The 16,146-nt window shown below is 64.7% G+C and carries 14 protein-coding genes; 3 read left to right on the top strand and 11 right to left on the bottom strand.

What is annotated here, in order from left to right; translation table 11 throughout:
* Positions 1 to 148 precede the first annotated feature (148 nt).
* Both IVB26_RS15440 and IVB26_RS15435 read right to left on the bottom strand, forming a co-directional pair.
* Entirely contained in the window at positions 149 to 625 is a 477-nt protein-coding gene (locus IVB26_RS15440) for a hypothetical protein (protein WP_247972431.1), read from the bottom strand.
* Positions 626 to 1,098: 473 nt separating this feature from the next.
* A complete protein-coding gene (locus IVB26_RS15435) occupies positions 1,099 to 2,004 on the bottom strand; it encodes a LysR family transcriptional regulator (protein WP_247972430.1) in 906 nt (301 codons plus the stop codon).
* A gap of 127 nt (positions 2,005 to 2,131) precedes the next feature.
* Here IVB26_RS15435 and IVB26_RS15430 point away from each other — a divergent pair, with 127 nt between their 5' ends.
* Positions 2,132 to 3,070, top strand: coding sequence for a ring-cleaving dioxygenase (locus IVB26_RS15430; RefSeq protein ID WP_247972429.1), 939 nt, complete (start codon positions 2,132 to 2,134; stop codon positions 3,068 to 3,070).
* Positions 3,067 to 3,693, top strand: coding sequence for an alpha/beta hydrolase (locus IVB26_RS15425; RefSeq protein WP_247972428.1), 627 nt, complete (start codon positions 3,067 to 3,069; stop codon positions 3,691 to 3,693). The genes IVB26_RS15430 and IVB26_RS15425 overlap by 4 nt, the downstream gene beginning before the upstream one ends.
* A gap of 392 nt (positions 3,694 to 4,085) precedes the next feature.
* On the opposite strand, the gene IVB26_RS15420 is transcribed toward IVB26_RS15425, so the two are convergent.
* From IVB26_RS15420 to IVB26_RS15385, 8 genes are all read right to left on the bottom strand, one after another.
* Positions 4,086 to 4,931, bottom strand: a complete 846-nt coding sequence (locus IVB26_RS15420) for an ABC transporter substrate-binding protein (RefSeq protein WP_247972427.1) — start codon at positions 4,929 to 4,931, stop codon at positions 4,086 to 4,088.
* Positions 4,932 to 5,438: 507 nt separating this feature from the next.
* Positions 5,439 to 7,061, bottom strand: coding sequence for an amidase family protein (locus IVB26_RS15415; protein ID WP_247972426.1), 1,623 nt, complete (start codon positions 7,059 to 7,061; stop codon positions 5,439 to 5,441).
* Positions 7,062 to 7,267: 206 nt separating this feature from the next.
* Positions 7,268 to 8,764 (bottom strand): ABC transporter substrate-binding protein, encoded by a 1,497-nt coding sequence (locus IVB26_RS15410; RefSeq protein WP_247972425.1) that lies wholly within the window; start codon positions 8,762 to 8,764, stop codon positions 7,268 to 7,270.
* A gap of 56 nt (positions 8,765 to 8,820) precedes the next feature.
* The gene (locus IVB26_RS15405; RefSeq protein WP_247972424.1) at positions 8,821 to 9,825 is read right to left on the bottom strand and encodes an ABC transporter ATP-binding protein; all 1,005 of its coding nucleotides are present in this window, start codon (positions 9,823 to 9,825) and stop codon (positions 8,821 to 8,823) included.
* The gene (locus tag IVB26_RS15400) at positions 9,822 to 10,835 is read right to left on the bottom strand and encodes an ABC transporter ATP-binding protein (RefSeq protein ID WP_247972423.1); all 1,014 of its coding nucleotides are present in this window, start codon (positions 10,833 to 10,835) and stop codon (positions 9,822 to 9,824) included. Before IVB26_RS15400 ends, IVB26_RS15405 begins: the two co-directional genes overlap by 4 nt.
* 2 nt (positions 10,836 to 10,837) lie before the next feature.
* A complete protein-coding gene (locus IVB26_RS15395; protein ID WP_458309352.1) occupies positions 10,838 to 11,725 on the bottom strand; it encodes an ABC transporter permease in 888 nt (295 codons plus the stop codon).
* Positions 11,722 to 12,672, bottom strand: a complete 951-nt coding sequence (locus tag IVB26_RS15390) for an ABC transporter permease (RefSeq protein ID WP_247972421.1) — start codon at positions 12,670 to 12,672, stop codon at positions 11,722 to 11,724. The genes IVB26_RS15395 and IVB26_RS15390 overlap by 4 nt, the downstream gene beginning before the upstream one ends.
* Positions 12,673 to 12,771: 99 nt before the next feature.
* Complete coding sequence (locus tag IVB26_RS15385; RefSeq protein WP_247973172.1) at positions 12,772 to 14,193, bottom strand: amidase; 1,422 nt, start codon at positions 14,191 to 14,193, stop codon at positions 12,772 to 12,774.
* Positions 14,194 to 14,315: 122 nt separating this feature from the next.
* Between IVB26_RS15385 and IVB26_RS15380 the strand changes: the two genes are divergently transcribed.
* Complete coding sequence (locus tag IVB26_RS15380; protein WP_247972420.1) at positions 14,316 to 15,203, top strand: LysR family transcriptional regulator; 888 nt, start codon at positions 14,316 to 14,318, stop codon at positions 15,201 to 15,203.
* Between the two features lie 4 nt (positions 15,204 to 15,207).
* Here the strand turns inward: IVB26_RS15380 and IVB26_RS15375 are convergent, their stop codons facing one another.
* Positions 15,208 to 16,143, bottom strand: coding sequence for a carbohydrate kinase family protein (locus IVB26_RS15375; RefSeq protein WP_247972419.1), 936 nt, complete (start codon positions 16,141 to 16,143; stop codon positions 15,208 to 15,210).
* Positions 16,144 to 16,146: the final 3 nt, after the last annotated feature.

Below are 16,146 nucleotides of genomic sequence, written 5' to 3'. Positions count from 1 at the left end.
GTCCTACGGGACCGGTCTGTTGACCAAGCGGGAATAACGACTCCAGCCGGTTTTTCAGCAGGTCGCCCGGCCGGCGATGTGTTTCCGGCCGGGCCAACCCGCCATCAAGGAATCAACTCCCTTTATGCGGGTCCAGTAGCATTCGCTGTCACGAACCCGAAGTCTTAACGATGAGCTTTATGTTCAGCAGGTTGACGCCCTTGAATGGGTTCGGCGCGCTTTCGATGGTTCCGGTACCCGTGGCATTCGCATAGGCACCTGTGCCCGACAGGATTGTGTATTCGCCAGTCGATTTGCCGTCTTTGGCCGAACCGGTGTAGCGCGCCGTAATCGAGCCTTCCTCGAATGTGTAGGTGCTATAGCCGAAGAAGGGGCCTGCCCCCTTGAGCAAGTCCGAAGCATTGACGAACTCTTTCACTCCGATACGGCCATCGTTGAAGACGGCGACGCCAAAGAATTTCCCGGACACAACCGTCTGTCCTTCGACGTTTGCGGCCTCTATGACCTTGAGGTCGATCGGCTTCGTGATCAGCTTGAACTCAAGCACCCGCTCACCGGCTACGGCTGTTGACGCCGCGACGGCAAATGCCACGCCAGAAAGGAAAAAGGTGAGAGACTTCCGCATAGCTTCCTCCTGCGCTTGTTGAAATCAAGTTGAGAAGTGCTGGCGAGCTACTCGTCATGCCCCGGCTCTTCGCGGTGGCACGGGAGAGAGCCCTTGGCAGCGCCCCGGCAGCGGCTGAAGCTCTCCGTCCTAAGGCGCGAAGCCGGGACGCTTATATGAGTCACAAGCGACGGGAAGAAGTTCAGGTTTACGTTGCGGTATAATCGTATCCAGCCGACGCACGGGACTCTCAGCAAAGGCATGGTCATCATGACCTGTGCTGGTTGCCGGACTTCATCCATTCATTGGCGGGAGAGCAATTCCGAGGAACCACTGTCAACAACGTTGACAATAGAAGAATGCTTGCCGCTCCCCCTTTCAGAGGCAAATCCCCGACTGTCCGCCGTGTAGCTCGCCTTCTTGACTCATCGGGACAGATCGCTGCGAGCCCTCGCCCGGGCAGAGTCATGGCTTCACGACCCGGTCTCCGCACGTCAGCGCCCGCCAACTTCCTCCTCCCGCCCAAACCGCTCCACCAGAAAATCGATGAACAGCCTCACCTTCACCGACAAATGCCGCGTCGGCGGATACACCGCATAGAGCGCGAGTGGCGGCGCGGAATAGTCGTTCAGCACGGTGCGCAGCTCGCCATTCCGCAAAGCATCTGCCGCGATGAACTCCGGCAGCAGCGCCAGTCCCTTGCCCTTGATCGCGACGTCGCGCAGCACCTCGGCATTGTTGACGCAGAGCGACCAGGCCGGCTGGATCCAGTGATCGCCGTCCGCGCCGGTCAGCTTCCACTGATTGCCCGTGAGCAGGAAGCCGTAAGTCAGCGAGGCATGGTCGCGCAAATCCTGCGGATGCCTAGGCGTGCCGTGCCGCGCCAGGTAATCCGGCGAGGCGCAAATCATGCGCGCGACCGGCATGATCTTTCGCGCAATCAGGCTGGAGGATTCGAGTTCCGCGATCCGCAAGGTCACGTCGAAGCCGTCCTGCACGGGATCGAGCAGGTCGTCGCTGAGCACGATCTGGAGCTGAAGTTCGCCATAGCGCGCCATGAAATCGGCGAGCACGGGACCTAACCGCATCGTGCCGAACGACATCGGCGCGTTGACGCGCAGCAGCCCCCGCGGCGCCGACTGGGCCTGCGTCACCGCCTGGTCGGCGGCCTCGACCTCCGAGAGGATCACGAGCGCACGCTCGAAATAGCGCTGGCCGTTCTCGGTCGGGCTGGCGTGCCGCGTGGTCCGGTTCAGAAGTTGAACGCCGAGACTCTCCTCGAGATCGGCGATGTATTTGCTGATCGCCGAGCGCGACAGCCGCAGCTGACGGCCGGCCTCGGCAAAACTGCCGCTTTCGACGACTTTCACAAATGCCCGCAGGCTGCCGAGCTTATCCAAGGAGCAGCCTTGGCGATTGTTTCCAAATTGTAGACATAGCCGTCATATTTGCATGGATTGTCTCCAATCCAAAGCGGAACAATATCTCCGGCAGAGCAAACGCTCCCCGAGCTTTTGGAGGACGACAATGTCTGGACTGCACCATGTGACCGCGATTGCCGGCGACCCCATCCGCAATTTCGGCTTCTACACGAGGGATCTCGGCCTGCGCTTCGTCAAGAAGACGGTCAATTTCGACGATCCCGGCACCTATCACTTCTATTACGGCGATGAGGCCGGCCGGCCCGGCACCATCCTGACCTTTTTCCCGTGGGCCGGTGTATCGCCCGGACGCCGCGGCGTCGGCGAGACCCACCAGACCGCCTTCCGCGTGCCGCAGCGCTCGCTCGGCTATTGGACCCAGCGCTTTACCGAAAAGGGCATTGCCTATGAGGCGCTGGAGAAGCGCTTCGGCGAATCCGTGCTGCCGTTCTCCGATCCCGATGGCATGGCGCTCGCGCTGGTCGGCGTTCCCGGTGCCGAGAGCGAGCCCGGCTGGAGCAACGGCGACGTGCCGGCCGAGCATGCGATCCGGGGCTTCCATGGCGTGACCTTGCTGCTCGACAGCGCGGCGAGGACGGCCGCCGTCCTCACTGACGTGTTCGGCTTCAAGGAGACCGGCCGCGAAGGCTCCGTGATCCGCTTCAAGGCTCCGGGCGATGCCGAGGGCAGCGTCGTCGACATCTACGAGGCCAAGGGTTTTTTGCGCGGGCATCAGGGCGGCGGGTCGGTGCATCACATCGCCTTCCGCGCGGCTGACGATGCCGAGCAGGGCAAGATGGCGCAAAAGCTCGTGAGCAATCACGGCCTGCATCCGACCGAGCAGCGGGACCGCAACTACTTCCGCTCGATCTATTTCCGCGAACCCGGCGGCGTGCTGTTCGAGATCGCGACCGACATCCCCGGCTTCGCTGTCGACGAGCCCGTTGCGACGCTGGGACGTGACCTCAAGCTGCCTGCTTTCCTCGAGCAGCATCGCAAGCAGATCGAGGACGTGCTGCCGAATCTGGAAGAGACCGCGTCATGACTGAAACTGCATTCATCCATCGCTTCGAGCCCGCGACCCGCGCGGGCTCCCCTCCGCTCCTGCTGCTACACGGCACCGGCGGTGACGAGAACGACCTGCTCGGGCTCGGCAAGATGATCTCGCCAGGCTCCGCCCTGCTCTCGCCGCGCGGCCGCGTGCTCGAGCACGGCATGCCGCGCTTCTTCCGTCGTCTTGCCGAAGGCGTATTCGACGAGGAGGACGTGCGACGGCGTGCGCGCGAGCTCGGCGACTTCATCGCGGATGCGCGGACGCAATACGGCATCGCCGCACCGGTTGCGGTCGGCTTCTCCAATGGCGCGAACATCGCAGCCGCGCTGTTGCTGCTGAAGCCCGACGCGCTTGCAGGCGCGATCCTGCTGCGCGCCATGGTGCCGCTGTCGGATCCGCCCAAGGCCAAACTTGGAGGCAAGCCGGTGCTGCTGCTGTCCGGCCAAGCCGACCCGATCGTGACGGCGAGCAATTCGGCGAAGCTGGCGACGTTGTTGTCGGATGCCGGAGCGCGTGTCGACCACAAGGTGCTTCCGGCAGGCCACCAATTGTCGCAAGCCGACGTAACGCTGGCCCGCGAATGGATCGGCAACGTCCACGCCAAGGCAGCATGATCGAGCGGCGGCGCATCGTTTCCGAACGGTGCGCCGCAGCTTCAATCGAACCAGCCGTCAGCGGCAGAGACCATGTCGGGCAACATCACTGGGGTCAACAATGGCTCTATTAGTTTGCGGTCGCACGTCACTCAGGCCCCAATTTGACCTCGTCTGGGATGACAGCAAGCAATTGCTGACTTGGACTGGCATTGCGGATGATCCGACAAGGCCGACAATAAGCCGCGAATGCACTATCACAGAGCCTCGATCAATCATGGAGTCTTATGCACAACCAGCGCGCTGGCGCCGAATGTGACTGACGTTCGTTCCAGCGTTTAGGACTGCTTTGGGTCACAAGCGGTCCACGGCACGATGCGCTCAGAAGGGCCATCAGCGGAGGTAAGCCATCCTCACTCGATCACTTCGTCGGTGCGGGCGAGAAGCGCTGACGGTACAGCCAGGTCGAGAGCCTTTGCCGTCTTGAGGTTGACTGCCAACCACAGCTTGCTTGGAAATTCGATTGGAAGATCGCTCGGGTGCGTTCCCTTAAGGATCTTGTCCACGAAATAGCCGGCGCGACGATAGCACCAGCGCAGGTCAACGCCATAGCTCACAAGACCGTCGTGGATAACGTGCTCGCGATATCCGAAGACGGTCGGCAGCCGCTTTTCAAGGGCGATGGCGCCGATCTGCTCGCTCATGATGAGCAACAGGTTGGTCTGAAGGACCACGGCGACATCGACCCCTTCGTTCGCCAGCGCGGCGAGCGCATTCGGAATGTCCTGCGCCATGCTAACATCGGCTTCAACCACGTTGAGGCTCAAAGCCCCACATGCTGCCCTCAAGTCCCCGACTTGAGGCGGACCTTTGGGATCTTTCATGTTGCCGAGCAGCCCGACACGCCTTGCCTTCGGCACGATTTCTCGCGCGAGATCAATTTGCTTGGTCGGCAAACCCGCGATGTAGGGCTCAATGCCCGTGACATTTCCGCCCGGGCGAGCTTCGCTGGCAATCAATCCGAGATGGACCGCATCGGCAAGCGCGGGGCAGACGATCGGGATTATCGATGTTGCCTTTCGGGCAGCGACGGCTTCCAGTGTTGCTGGCGCAACGATGATATCTGGCTTGAGCAGAGCGACCATCTCCTCAATCGATGGTACCCGGTCCCGCAAAATGTCCGTTCGCCGAATGATATCGATGTTACGGCCTTGCTCGTAGCCGAAGTCAGAAAGCCCCTTAATGAAATTGCCGAACACCAAGTCTACTATGAATTGGGGCAACTTCGCCCCCGGAGGTGCAGCTCCTGCCCATGCAATGAGCGGACGTTTTCGCACGGACTGCGCGCTCGAGCCCCGACCAAATAATGTCGATCCTGCTGCAGCGCCAAAAACGCCGAGTTCGAGGAACTCCCGCCGTCGCATGTGCCCCCCTACTGGCCACGCTATTGGGTGTAAGGTTAGCACCTCGCACCGGTCAGTGGAGAATTTTTGCGAATCTCTTTTACCTGAGGCGGTATTCGCCGAAGGATAGTCGAGATGGGCCGCTAATTTTAGCAGAGGCCCCTCGCGCTGCCGCGAGGCCCCGACTCCCTCTCTGAGCCAGGGCCGCGGGCGACTGTCACGAGCGACAGCGAACTGCCGAAGTCTGCAATGAGTCAAAGGGCGACATTCCTCAAGCGAACGCGCAGGACCGCTTTACCTTTTCCAGAACAGACATCCGGATTTGGTCGTGCACGCCCTGCGGCTCACTCCGAGGGGTTCGATCTAAACGCCCGCCAACCCCGGCGGCGGTTTGCGGATGTTGGAAGCCTGCTCGTAGGCGTAGGCCAGGCGCAGCAGCTTGTGTTCGCTCCAGGCACGGCCTGCGAAGGTGATGCCGAGCGGGTAGTCGGGCGTATCCTTGTCGTCTGCTCCCGAGATGAAGCCGGCCGGCACCAAGACGCTGGGATAGCCTGCCTTGGCGGCGATCCCGCATCCTTCACTGCCGGGGAATAGCACCGCGTCGAGCTTGTGCTGGTTCATGTAGGCGTCCATGCCGCGCGTCTTGGCGGAGAGCAAATCCATGGCACGTGCCGACTTGTATTCGCGCTCGCTTAAATCGCCTCTGGTCATGTTGGCGGCGAGGAAGTGGTCCTGGCCAAAGCGCAGCGCTTGCTCCGCATGCGCTGCATTGAAGGCGATGATGTCGGCGATGCTCCTGATCTCGGTGTCGGTCGCCCAATCCCTGAGGTAGAGGTCGAGATCGCGTTTCAGCTCATAAAGGAAGACCACCGGCGGCCTCGCGACAGTGCCCTTGTGGCGGCTCAGCGGATTGCGGTTCAGCACGGCCATCGTCGTACCCGGCCCACCGATCCAGCCAGGCGTCGGTATGCTGGCGCGGACGATGACGGCGCCGAGATCTTCCAGCACCGTGATCGCGTCAGCGAGCACCTCGGCCGACCTCGGCGGCAGCTTGCCGTAATAGGGATTGTTGAGCGGGTCGGCCGGGTCGCTCGGCACGCCGATGCGCGCGCCCTTCATCGCATCCCGCATGAGGCCGGCAGTGTAATCGACCGGCCGCCTTTGCCGCTCCGTCGCGGGGTCGAGCACATCCTTGGCGGCGAGCACGTTCAGCAGCATCGCCGCGTCACGCACGGTGCGCGTCATCGGCCCTGCGGTGTCCTGGCTGTGCGCGATCGGCACGATGCCGGCGCGACTGACAAGTCCGACCGTCGGCTTGACGGTGACGAGGCCATTCTGGCTGGCAGGGTACAGCAGCGAGCCCGAGGTCTCGGTGCCGATCGAAGCCGCGCACAAGCCGGCCGCCACGGCAACCGCCGAACCCGCGCTCGATCCGCCCGGCGGCACGACCGGGATGCCGCGATCGTCGATCAGCATCGGCGCATAAGGGTTCTTCACCTGGCCCCCGAGCGACGAATAGCCCGCGGGCATGTCGACCGCGAGCATGTTCGAGAACTCGGTCAGGTTCGCCTTGCCCAGGATCACCGCGCCAGCATCGCGCAGCAGCTTGACGATTGTGGCGTCGTCTCTTGCATGCGCGCCTTCCAGCGCCAGCGAGCCCGCCGTCGTCGGCTGCTTGTCGCCCGTGGCGATGTTGTCCTTCACCAGGATCGGGATTCCGGCCAGCGGCTGCCTCGCCGATGGTTTTGTGCCGTCGAGCTTGCTTGCGATCCCAAGCGCGTCGGGGTTGAGCGCGCGCACGGCGTTGAGCGCCGGCCCGCCGCGATCGTAGGCCTCGATACGCGCGAGGTAAGCTTTGGTCAGCGCCGTCGCATTGACCCGACCGTCGGCGAGGGCTTGAGCGATATCGCTCATCGATGCGTCGTCGAGCTTGAGGGGGATCGGCACCGCGATGCCGGCCGCAGCGAGGCCAGTTGGCTTCTTCATGGCGTGCCTCGCCTGACGGCGCGTCCCGAACCATGAGGCCGCGATGTTGTCATGTTGCCAGTGTTTTGCCCGACGGGTCAACGTCCCAGCGCATCGCGCCAACCATCGCAGCGAGCAACGCGCAAGCCATTGAAATGACTATGCCCGGCTACTGTGCATGGGGTTGTTTTTCAGGTTTTGGTTTGGAGGCACGTGCTGACCCCGCCCTACTCCCAATACCACGTCGAGAAATCGTTCTCGTATTGCGGCACGTCCTTCCAGATGCCCTTCAGCTTCTTGTTCGTGATGGTGATCAGCTGCGGCTGGTACAGGTAGGCGGAGACGGCGTCGGTCGCGAGCATGCGCTGGGCGTCGCCGAGCAGCTTTGCGCGGGCGGCCTCGTCCGGCGTCGACACGATCTGCTTGTAGAGCGTGTTGAACGCCTCGTTGTTGTAGCCGAGATAATAGTCCGCCTCGGTGATCTTGACGAGATCGAACGGCTCGACATGGCTGACGATGGTGAGGTCGAAATTGTGCGGACCATTGCCGGCGAAGACCTGCGATAGCCATTGCGCCCATTCGACGTTCTCGATCTTGGCGACGATGCCGACCTTGGCGAGCTGGGCTGCGGCGATCTCGCCGCCCTGCCGCGCATAGGACGGCGGCGGCAGCTTCAGCGATAATTCGAGCGGCGTGGTGACGCCGGCCTCTGCAAGCAGCTTCTTGGCTTTCTCGGGGTCGTAGGAGTTGATGCCGGTGGTGTCGACATAGCCGAGCGCGCCCGGCACGTAGAAGCTGCCGATCGGCGTGCCGAAACCGTCGACGGCGCCGTCGATCATTGCCTTGCGGTCGATCGCGGCGAGGATGGCACGGCGGACGCGGACGTCGTCGAGCGGCTTCTTGCGGTGGTTGATCGCGACGATGGTCTTGGCCCTGGAGCCCCCGATCAGCACTGTGAAGCGCGGATCGGCCTTGAACTGCGCCATGGCGCGCTGTGCGGCGACGCGCGGGAATGCGTCGACGTCGCCCGAGAGCAGCGCGGCGGTTTGCGCCGCCGGCTCCGAGATGAAGCGGATCGTCACCTTGGACAGCTTGACCGCGGCGGCGTTGCGGTAGTCGGCCCACTTGGTCAGCGTGATCGAAGAGCCCTTGGCCCAGGCCCCGAGCTGATAGGGCCCGGTGCCGACCGGCTGCGTGATATTGGTTGCAGCGCTCTTCGGCTCGACAATCGAGCCGCCCGCCTGCCCCAGCAGGAACGGCAGGTTCGGCTCGCCATATTTCAGGGTGATCGCGACCGTATCGGCGTCCGGCGCCTCGACCTTCTCGAACGCCTGGTAGAGGCTCTTGTCCTTGTTGGTGCTGGTCGGCGCGGCGTTGCGCTCGAAGGAGAACTTCACCGCGGCGGAATCGAACGGCTCGCCATTGTGGAATTTGACGCCCTTGCGCAGCTTGAACGTATAGGTCTTCAGGTCGGGCGATGCGGTCCAGCTCTCGGCCAGCAGCGGCGAGACGGAGCCGTCCTCGTTGATCTTGGTCAGGGTCTCGTAGATATTGTAGAGCGTGACCTCGGCGATCGCGGCAGCGGCCGCATTGGTCGGATCTAGCCCCGGAGGCTCCAGCGCCATCGCCATGACGACGCTGTCCTTCTTGCTCTGCGCCAGCACGGGCAAAGGCGCCGCGATGAGCGCGGCGGCAAAGGCGACGATCGATAGTTTCCTGAACATCTCGTAACTCCCCGGCCTGCTGTCTTCGTGAGCCTACGCCAATCCTGCGCCGGACACTAACCTTCCATGGCCGGCCGCGGCAACGCCATCACGGCCTCCGCCCTGTGGCAGGCGGCAAGGTGCCCCTCGCCCATCTTGCGTAACTCAGGCGGAACCTCGCGGCAATGCTGGTCGGCGAGCGGACAGCGCGCGACATAGGGGCATCCGGTCGTGGCCGCCGATTGCGAGGCAATCGCCTGCCCCCCGCGCCGCCGCCGGCCGCCGCCGGCGCGCGCCCGCGGCACCGCGTCCAGCAGCGCTCGCGTGTAGGGATGGGCGCAACGCTCGAACAGATCTTCGGGCCGGCCCTGCTCGACGATGCGGCCGAGATACATCACCGCGACCTCGTCGCAGAGATAGTCAACGACGGCGAGATCATGGCTGATCAGGATAAAGCTCAGGCCGAATTGCTCCTGGAGGTCCTGCATCAGGTTGAGCACCTGCGCCTGCACGGAGACGTCGAGCGCGGAGACCGGCTCGTCGGCGACGATCAGCTTGGGCTGGGTGATCAGCGCGCGCGCAATGGCGATGCGCTGGCGCTGGCCGCCGGAGAATTCGTGCGGATATTTGTCCATGTCCGCATCGCGCAAACCGACCTGGCGCAGCGCGGCGGCGACACGTTCGCGGAACGTGGCGCGATCGGCCCCCTCCAGCACCGTCAGCGGCTCGGCGACGATGCGTGCGATGGTCTGGCGCGGATCGAGCGAGCCGTAAGGATCCTGGAACACCATCTGGAAATCGCGGCGGGCACGACGCAGCTCATCGGCGGAGATGCGATTGAGATCGCGGCCAAGCAGCGCGACCTGCCCCGATGTCGGCCGCTCCAGCGCCATCACCAGCCGCGCGAAGGTCGACTTGCCCGATCCGGATTCGCCAACGACGCCGAGACTCTTGCCGGCGGCAACCTGCACACTCACGCCATTGAGCGCACGCACCTGCCCCGGCGGGCGAAACAGGCTTTCCCGCGGCAGGGCGTAGCGCTGTTCGAGATCCTTCACGTCGAGAAGAGGTGCGGTGCTCATGCGATCAGCGCTCCGACGCGTTCTGCCATCGAGACATCAGTCCTGATACAGCGCACGAAGTGCCCGGGTCCGACGTCGACCATCGGTGGAAGCGCGGCGCGGCACTGATCGATCACCAGCGGACACCGGTCGGAGAAGGTGCAGCCGGAAGGCAGATCGGCGAGCTCCGGCACGGTGCCCGAGATCGTCTTCAGCCGCGTCCCCTTGCGCGCGCCGAGCTTCGGCCGGGCGCGGAACAGGCCCTGCGTATAGGGATGGCCCATGCGGCGGAACACCTCGTCGGTCGGCCCGCTCTCGACGACGGTGCCGCCATACATCACCATCATGCGCTGCACGTTCTCGGCGATGACGCCGAGATCGTGTGAGATCAGGATCATCGACATGCCGCGCTCCTCGACGAGATCGGCGATGAGGTCGAGGATCTGGCCCTGGATGGTGACGTCGAGCGCGGTGGTCGGCTCGTCCGCGATCAGCAAATCGGGCTCGCAGGCGAGCGCCATGGCGATGGTGATGCGCTGGCGCTGGCCGCCGGAAAACTGGTGCGGATAGGCATCGACGCGCCGCGCCGGGTCGGGCAGTCCGACACGGTCGAGCAAGGCGATCGCCTCGTTGCGCGCCTGCGCCGCCGAATGCCTCTTGTGACGCCGCAGCGGCTCGGCAACCTGATGCCCGATCGTGTGCATCGGATTGAGCGCCGTCATCGGCTCCTGGAAGATCATGCTGATGCGGTTGCCGCGCAGGCGGCAATAATCCGCGTCCGGCAATCGCGCGATCTCGTTGCCGTCGAGCTTGATGCTGCCCGAGACCACGGCGCTGTCAGGCAGCAGCCCCATCAGGGACATCGCAGTGACCGACTTGCCGCAACCGGACTCACCGACGAGGCCGAGCGTCTCGCCGCGCTTCAGGGCGAAGCTGACGCCGCGCACGGCTTGTGCCGGCCCGCGGCTGGTATTGAGGCGCACGCCGAGATTGGCGACCTCGATCAGCGGCATGTTGGAGCGCTCACCCATCGTCATCGTTCCCGCGCCAGTCTGGGGTCGAGCAAGTCGCGCAATCCGTCACCGAGCAGATTGAGGCCGAGCACCGCGATCGCGATCGCAGCGCCCGGATAGACCGCGAGCATCGGCGACTGGAACAGCAGCGTCTGCGCATCGTTCAGCATCCGCCCCCATGACGGTTGCGGCGGCTGCGTACCAAGGCCGAGATAGGACAAGGCGGCTTCGGCAAGGATGGCAAGCGCAAACTGGATGGTGACCTGCACGATCAGGATCGACAGGATGTTGGGCAGGACGTGCTCGATGGTGATGCGGAATTTGCCCTTGCCTGCAGCACGCGCGGCCAGCACGAATTCGCGCGCCCAGATCGCATTGGCCGAGCCGCGCGTCAGCCGGGTCAGTGTCGGGATCTGGAAGATGCCGATCGCGACGATCGAGGTCACCATGCCCGGCCCCGCGACCGCGGCGAGCATGATCGCGGACAGCACGGCCGGAAAGGCGAAGGTGAAATCGGAGAAGCGCATGATGATCTCTTCGGTCCAGCCGCGCCGGGCCGACGCGATCAGGCCGAGCGTGACGCCAAAGGTCAGACCGATGCTGACGGCGATGACACCGACCATGATGGTCGAACGGGCGCCGGCGAGCAGCAGCGAGACGATGTCGCGGCCGAAGGAATCGGTACCAAGCCAGTGCGCGGCCGAGGGCGGCCGGAGTTTTGCAGCGATGTCGATCTCGTAGGGCGACCACGGCGTCCACACTAGCGACAGCACGGCCGCGGCGAGCACCAACAGGCTCAGCGCACCACCGATCACGAAGCTGCGGTGGCGCAGCGCGCGGCGCCAGAATGTACGGGCCGGCAGCGGGCGGGTTGCAAGCGGCAGGTCAATCGTCAAGGGCTCGCTCACAGGTCGTGGACCTTGATCCGGGGATCGATGAAGGCATAGAGCACGTCGACCACGAAATTGACGATGACGACCATGGTCGCGAGCAGCATCACGCAATTGCGCACCACGATGAGGTCGCGGTTGGCGATCGACTGGAAGATCAGCCGGCCAAGGCCCGGCAGATAGAACACGTTCTCGATCACGATGGTGCCGGCGAGCAGATTGGCGAACTGCAGCCCCATCACCGTCATGACGGGGATCATGGCGTTGCGCAGCACGTGGCTCCACAGCACTTCGCGCTTGCCGAGGCCCTTCGCACGCGCCGTGCGGACGAAGTCTTCGCGCAGCACTTCGAGAACCGCCGAGCGCGTGACGCGCGCGAGGATCGCGGCCTGCACCACGGCGAGCGAGATTGCCGGCAACAGCAGCGACTTCACGCCGAGCCAGATGCCGTCCTCCCAGCCGGCAAAGCCGCCCGCCGAGAGCCATTGCAGCCGCACGGAGAACAACAGGACCAGCAGGATCGCGAACCAGAAATTCGGCAGCGCGATGCCGACCTGCGTCAGCGACATCACACCGACGTCGCCAAGCTTGTTGTGGTTGGCGGCGGTGTAGATGCCGGCGGAGAGCGCCAGCGTCACCGTGATCGTCATGGCCATGATCGCGAGCGGAAACGTCAGCACGAGCCGCTCCGCGATCAGGCTGGCCACCGGCGTGCCGTAGACATAGGAGTTGCCGAGATCGCCGGAGAGAAGTCCCTTGATCCAGTGCAAATAACGAACCGCCAGCGGCTGGTCGAGCCCGAGCTTGACGGTGAGCGCGCGGACCGCGTCCGGCGAGGCGTCGGCGCCCATCAGCATCTGCGCGGCGTTGCCGGGAAGCGCGTCGAGCACAAGGAAGATGATCAGCGAGGCGCCGACCAGCGTCGCCAGCAAGGTCAACAGACGTCGGAGGACAAAAACGCTCATGCGCGCTCGGCTTCAGGGCTCAGCTGCGGCACGATCAACATGTCCGGGCGGCTGAGGCAAGCCCTTTGCACACAAGCCCTTTGCTGCATGCCCATCTCCTCAAGCCGGCCAGCGGGACAGAAGGCCGGTCGAAGCTTCGAACAGTGCGCTCACGCGCAGCAATTCGGCATCGGCGCGGAAACGGCCGACGAGCTGGAGCCCGATCGGCAGGCCGTCGCGGCCGAAACCCGAGGGCAGGCTGACGGCGGGATGGCCGGTCATGTTGAACGGCATGGTCCAGGGGAACCAGTTCGGCCGGACGCTGTCGAAATGCCGACCATCGATTTCGATGCTGCCGAACAGGTCTTGGCTGATCGGCAGCGCAGTGCGCGTGAGGGTCGGCATCGCCAGGAGGTGCCCGCGCGCAAGCAGCGATTGCACGCGGCGGAACAGCGCGGTGCGCGCGAACATCGCCTCCTGGTAGTCGACGCCGCGGACCTCGGTAGCGAGCGCGAGCTGCTTGAGGAAAGCCTCGCTCAGCTCATCCTTGTGCTCGGCCGCGAGTTTTGCAAAGCGCGTGCGCCAGACGGTGTGGTTGATGGCGCGCCAGATCGGCTCGATATCGAAACCTTCGCCGGAGAATTCCTCGAGCTCGGCGCCGAGCCCCGCCAGCCGGTCGAGGCTCGCCTTGAAACTGCTGGCGACCTCGGCGGACACCGGACGGCCCGGCGGCGTCAGGCAATACAGGATCCGCTGTCCACGCAGATCGCCGCGCGCGGCAGCCGTGCCGACGAAATCAGGCACGGGGACGCCGATCGACCAGGGATCGCTGGGATCCTCGCCTGATATCGCCTGCATCATCAGCGCAGTGTCGGCGACGGTGCGGGTGGTCGGCGTGACATAGGTCTGGTTGCCGAACACGTCCAGCGCCTGGCTGTGCGGGATGACGCCATTGCTCTGCTTCAGGCCCACCACGCCGTTGCAGGCGGCGGGAATCCGCGTCGACCCGCCGCCGTCGGTGGCGATCGCGAGCGGCGCGATGCCACTGGCGACCGCAACAGCCGCGCCGCCGCTCGAGCCGCCGGAGGAGCGCTCCGCGCTCCACGCATTTCGGGTGCGGCCGAACAAGGGCGAGTCCGTCAGGCACTTGCTGCCGAATTCCGGCGTCGTGGTCTTGCCGATCAGGATCGCGCCTTCGCTGCGCAGCCGCGCAACCGCAACGGCATCCTCATTCGGCACATTGTCCTTGTAGGGAATGGCGCCGAAGGTGGTCTTGACGCCCTTGGTGTTGACGATGTCCTTGACGGTGACGGGGATGCCATGGAGCAGGCCGAGCGGCTCGCCCGCCATCACCTTGCGCTCCGCCCCGCGCGCCTCAGCCATCGCCTGCTCGCCACAGAGCGTGATGAAGCAGTTCAGCTCGGGCTGCAGCGCCTGGGCGCGCGCGAGCACGGCACTGAGGATCTCGACGGGGGAAATCTTCCTTGTGGCGATGAGTCCGCGCAGTTCGGTTGCAGACAAGTGGCAGGGATCGCCGTTCATCGTCACATCACGCTCCGAAGCGGGCCACCGTTGGCCCAGCCATTGACAGCCAGAATGACAGTTTTGTTAACTGACCGTCCAATACCATTTTGATCGTCAACCCATACGTTTTCGGTATGCCAATGGATCTTCGCAGGCTCCGCTATTTCGTCGCCGTCGCCGAGGCGCGCAGCGTCGGCAAGGCCGCCGAGCGGCTGCGGATGGCGCAGCCACCCCTTTCCGTCCAGATCCGCAAGTTGGAAGCCGAGATCGGCGCGCCCCTGTTCCGCCGCGGCACGCGCGGCATGGACTTGACCGAGGCAGGTCAGGCGCTGCAGGTGCGCGCCAGCGAGGCGCTGGCGCTTGCGGCCGACGGCGCGGAAGCTGCGCGTGCCGTTGCCTCCGGGCGACGCGGCCGGCTGTCGGTCGGCTACATGTTCGTGCTGGCCAATGCAGTGCTGCCGCGCCTGATCCCCGAGCTGCGCCGCTCGATTCCCGGCGTCGACCTCGACTTCGCCGAGCTCAGCGCCTCGACGCGCGAGGCGCGGCTGCTCGACCGCAGCGTCACGGTCGCGCTGTGCATGCCGGCGATCCATCAACCTGAAATCCAGGTGGCGCGGGTCGGCGCGCAACCGTTCATGCTGGCGATGCCGATCCGCTCACCGCTCGCCCGCCTTGGCGCAGTGCCGATGGCGAAATTGCAGGGCCGCTCGCTGATCGCGCTGCCGTGGCCGGACCACGACCCAGCCTCCTCCGCGGTCGCGGCCTTGCTGCGGCGGCATCACATCGTGATGCCGATTGCGAGCCGGGTGGAGACGGTGCATTCGGCGATGAGCCTGGTTCTGGCCGGTGAAGGTCTCGCCATCCTACCCGCCTGCGCGCAGCTCGGCGCACCACGCGGCATCGTGTTCAGGCCGCTGCGCGACGCCACCGACTCCATCGATATCGCAGTCTGCTGGCGGCGGGATTCTCAGAGCCCGCTGATCCGAACCTTCCTCAAATGCGCCGAGAAAGTCGTCGCGCCGCTGTGACGGGCTACAAGGGCGAGGTGATCTCACGGCTCCAGGGCGGGTCGGCGCCCGGGCGGGTGCAGGTCAGGCCGGCGCAATTGGCGGCAAAGGACAGCGCGCGGCGGAGCTCGTCCGCTCCGATGTCCTTCAATCGCGGCCGGGCAAGGCGCCCCTGCTTGTGCAGCGCGAACAGCAGCGCCGCCTGAAAGCTGTCTCCGGCGCCGATGGTATCGGCGACCTCGACCTTCGGCGCGGCGACCTCGATCGCCCCTGCCCCCCCGTGCCACGCGATCGCGCCGTTGTTGCCGCGGGTGACGACGACGAGGCTGGTGCCTTGTCTCAGCAGCGCGCTCGCTCGCTGCTCATAACGCTCGTCGCCGAAGAGGTAGGCGAAGTCCACGTCCGACATCTTGATGAGATCGGCGCTGCCGGCGAACTCGGCCATGCGCGCCAGGTAAGCCGGCTTGTCCTTCACCAAATTGGGCCGGCAGTTCGGATCGAAGGAGATCGTCGAAGAGGATTTCGCGTCTGCGATCAGCGCTTTGGTCTCGGCGGCTCCCTGGTCGTTGACGAGCGTCGTCGAGCCGACATGAACGGCCTCGACCGTATCGAAGGGAATGGACCCGCGCCGGTAGGCCCAGTTTCGCGTCGCGGTCTCGGCATCGTAAAAGGCGTAGTGCGACTCGCCTGCGACGATGCGGACAAAGGCGAGCGTGGTCTGATGGTCGCTGCGGGTGGCGAGGCGGAGGTCGACATGCGAGGCGGCAGCGTGATCCGCGATCAAGCGCCCGAACAGGTCGGTCGAGATGCCGCCGACAAAACCGGTCGGCGCGCCGAGCCGCGCCATGCCGATCGCGACGTTCAGGCATGAGCCGCCGACCGCGGGCATCACCGCCTCGCGGCCGTCGGCGTTTCGCGTCGGCACGAAATCGATCAGCGCATCGCCGCAAGCAATCAGCATTTG

Origin of the sequence: Bradyrhizobium sp. 195 (assembly GCF_023101665.1) — a bacterium.
Taxonomy (GTDB): Bacteria; Pseudomonadota; Alphaproteobacteria; order Rhizobiales; family Xanthobacteraceae; genus Bradyrhizobium.
The sequence above is the reverse complement of the archived record's forward strand: the minus strand, read 5'-3'. Positions and strand labels throughout refer to the sequence as shown.

What these genes read in the sequence shown, in the direction of transcription:
- IVB26_RS15440 (WP_247972431.1), bottom strand. Translation starts at nt 625, where the DNA reads ATGCGGAAGTCTCTCACCTTTTTCCTTTCTGGCGTGGCATTTGCCGTC.
- IVB26_RS15430 (WP_247972429.1), top strand. Translation starts at nt 2,132, where the DNA reads ATGTCTGGACTGCACCATGTGACCGCGATTGCCGGCGACCCCATCCGC.
- IVB26_RS15425 (WP_247972428.1), top strand. Translation starts at nt 3,067, where the DNA reads ATGACTGAAACTGCATTCATCCATCGCTTCGAGCCCGCGACCCGCGCG.
- IVB26_RS15415 (WP_247972426.1), bottom strand. Translation starts at nt 7,061, where the DNA reads ATGAAGAAGCCAACTGGCCTCGCTGCGGCCGGCATCGCGGTGCCGATC.
- IVB26_RS15410 (WP_247972425.1), bottom strand. Translation starts at nt 8,764, where the DNA reads ATGTTCAGGAAACTATCGATCGTCGCCTTTGCCGCCGCGCTCATCGCG.
- IVB26_RS15405 (WP_247972424.1), bottom strand. Translation starts at nt 9,825, where the DNA reads ATGAGCACCGCACCTCTTCTCGACGTGAAGGATCTCGAACAGCGCTAC.
- IVB26_RS15400 (WP_247972423.1), bottom strand. Translation starts at nt 10,835, where the DNA reads ATGGGTGAGCGCTCCAACATGCCGCTGATCGAGGTCGCCAATCTCGGC.
- IVB26_RS15390 (WP_247972421.1), bottom strand. Translation starts at nt 12,672, where the DNA reads ATGAGCGTTTTTGTCCTCCGACGTCTGTTGACCTTGCTGGCGACGCTG.
- IVB26_RS15385 (WP_247973172.1), bottom strand. Translation starts at nt 14,193, where the DNA reads ATGAACGGCGATCCCTGCCACTTGTCTGCAACCGAACTGCGCGGACTC.
- IVB26_RS15380 (WP_247972420.1), top strand. Translation starts at nt 14,316, where the DNA reads ATGGATCTTCGCAGGCTCCGCTATTTCGTCGCCGTCGCCGAGGCGCGC.
- IVB26_RS15375 (WP_247972419.1), bottom strand. Translation starts at nt 16,143, where the DNA reads ATGCTGATTGCTTGCGGCGATGCGCTGATCGATTTCGTGCCGACGCGA.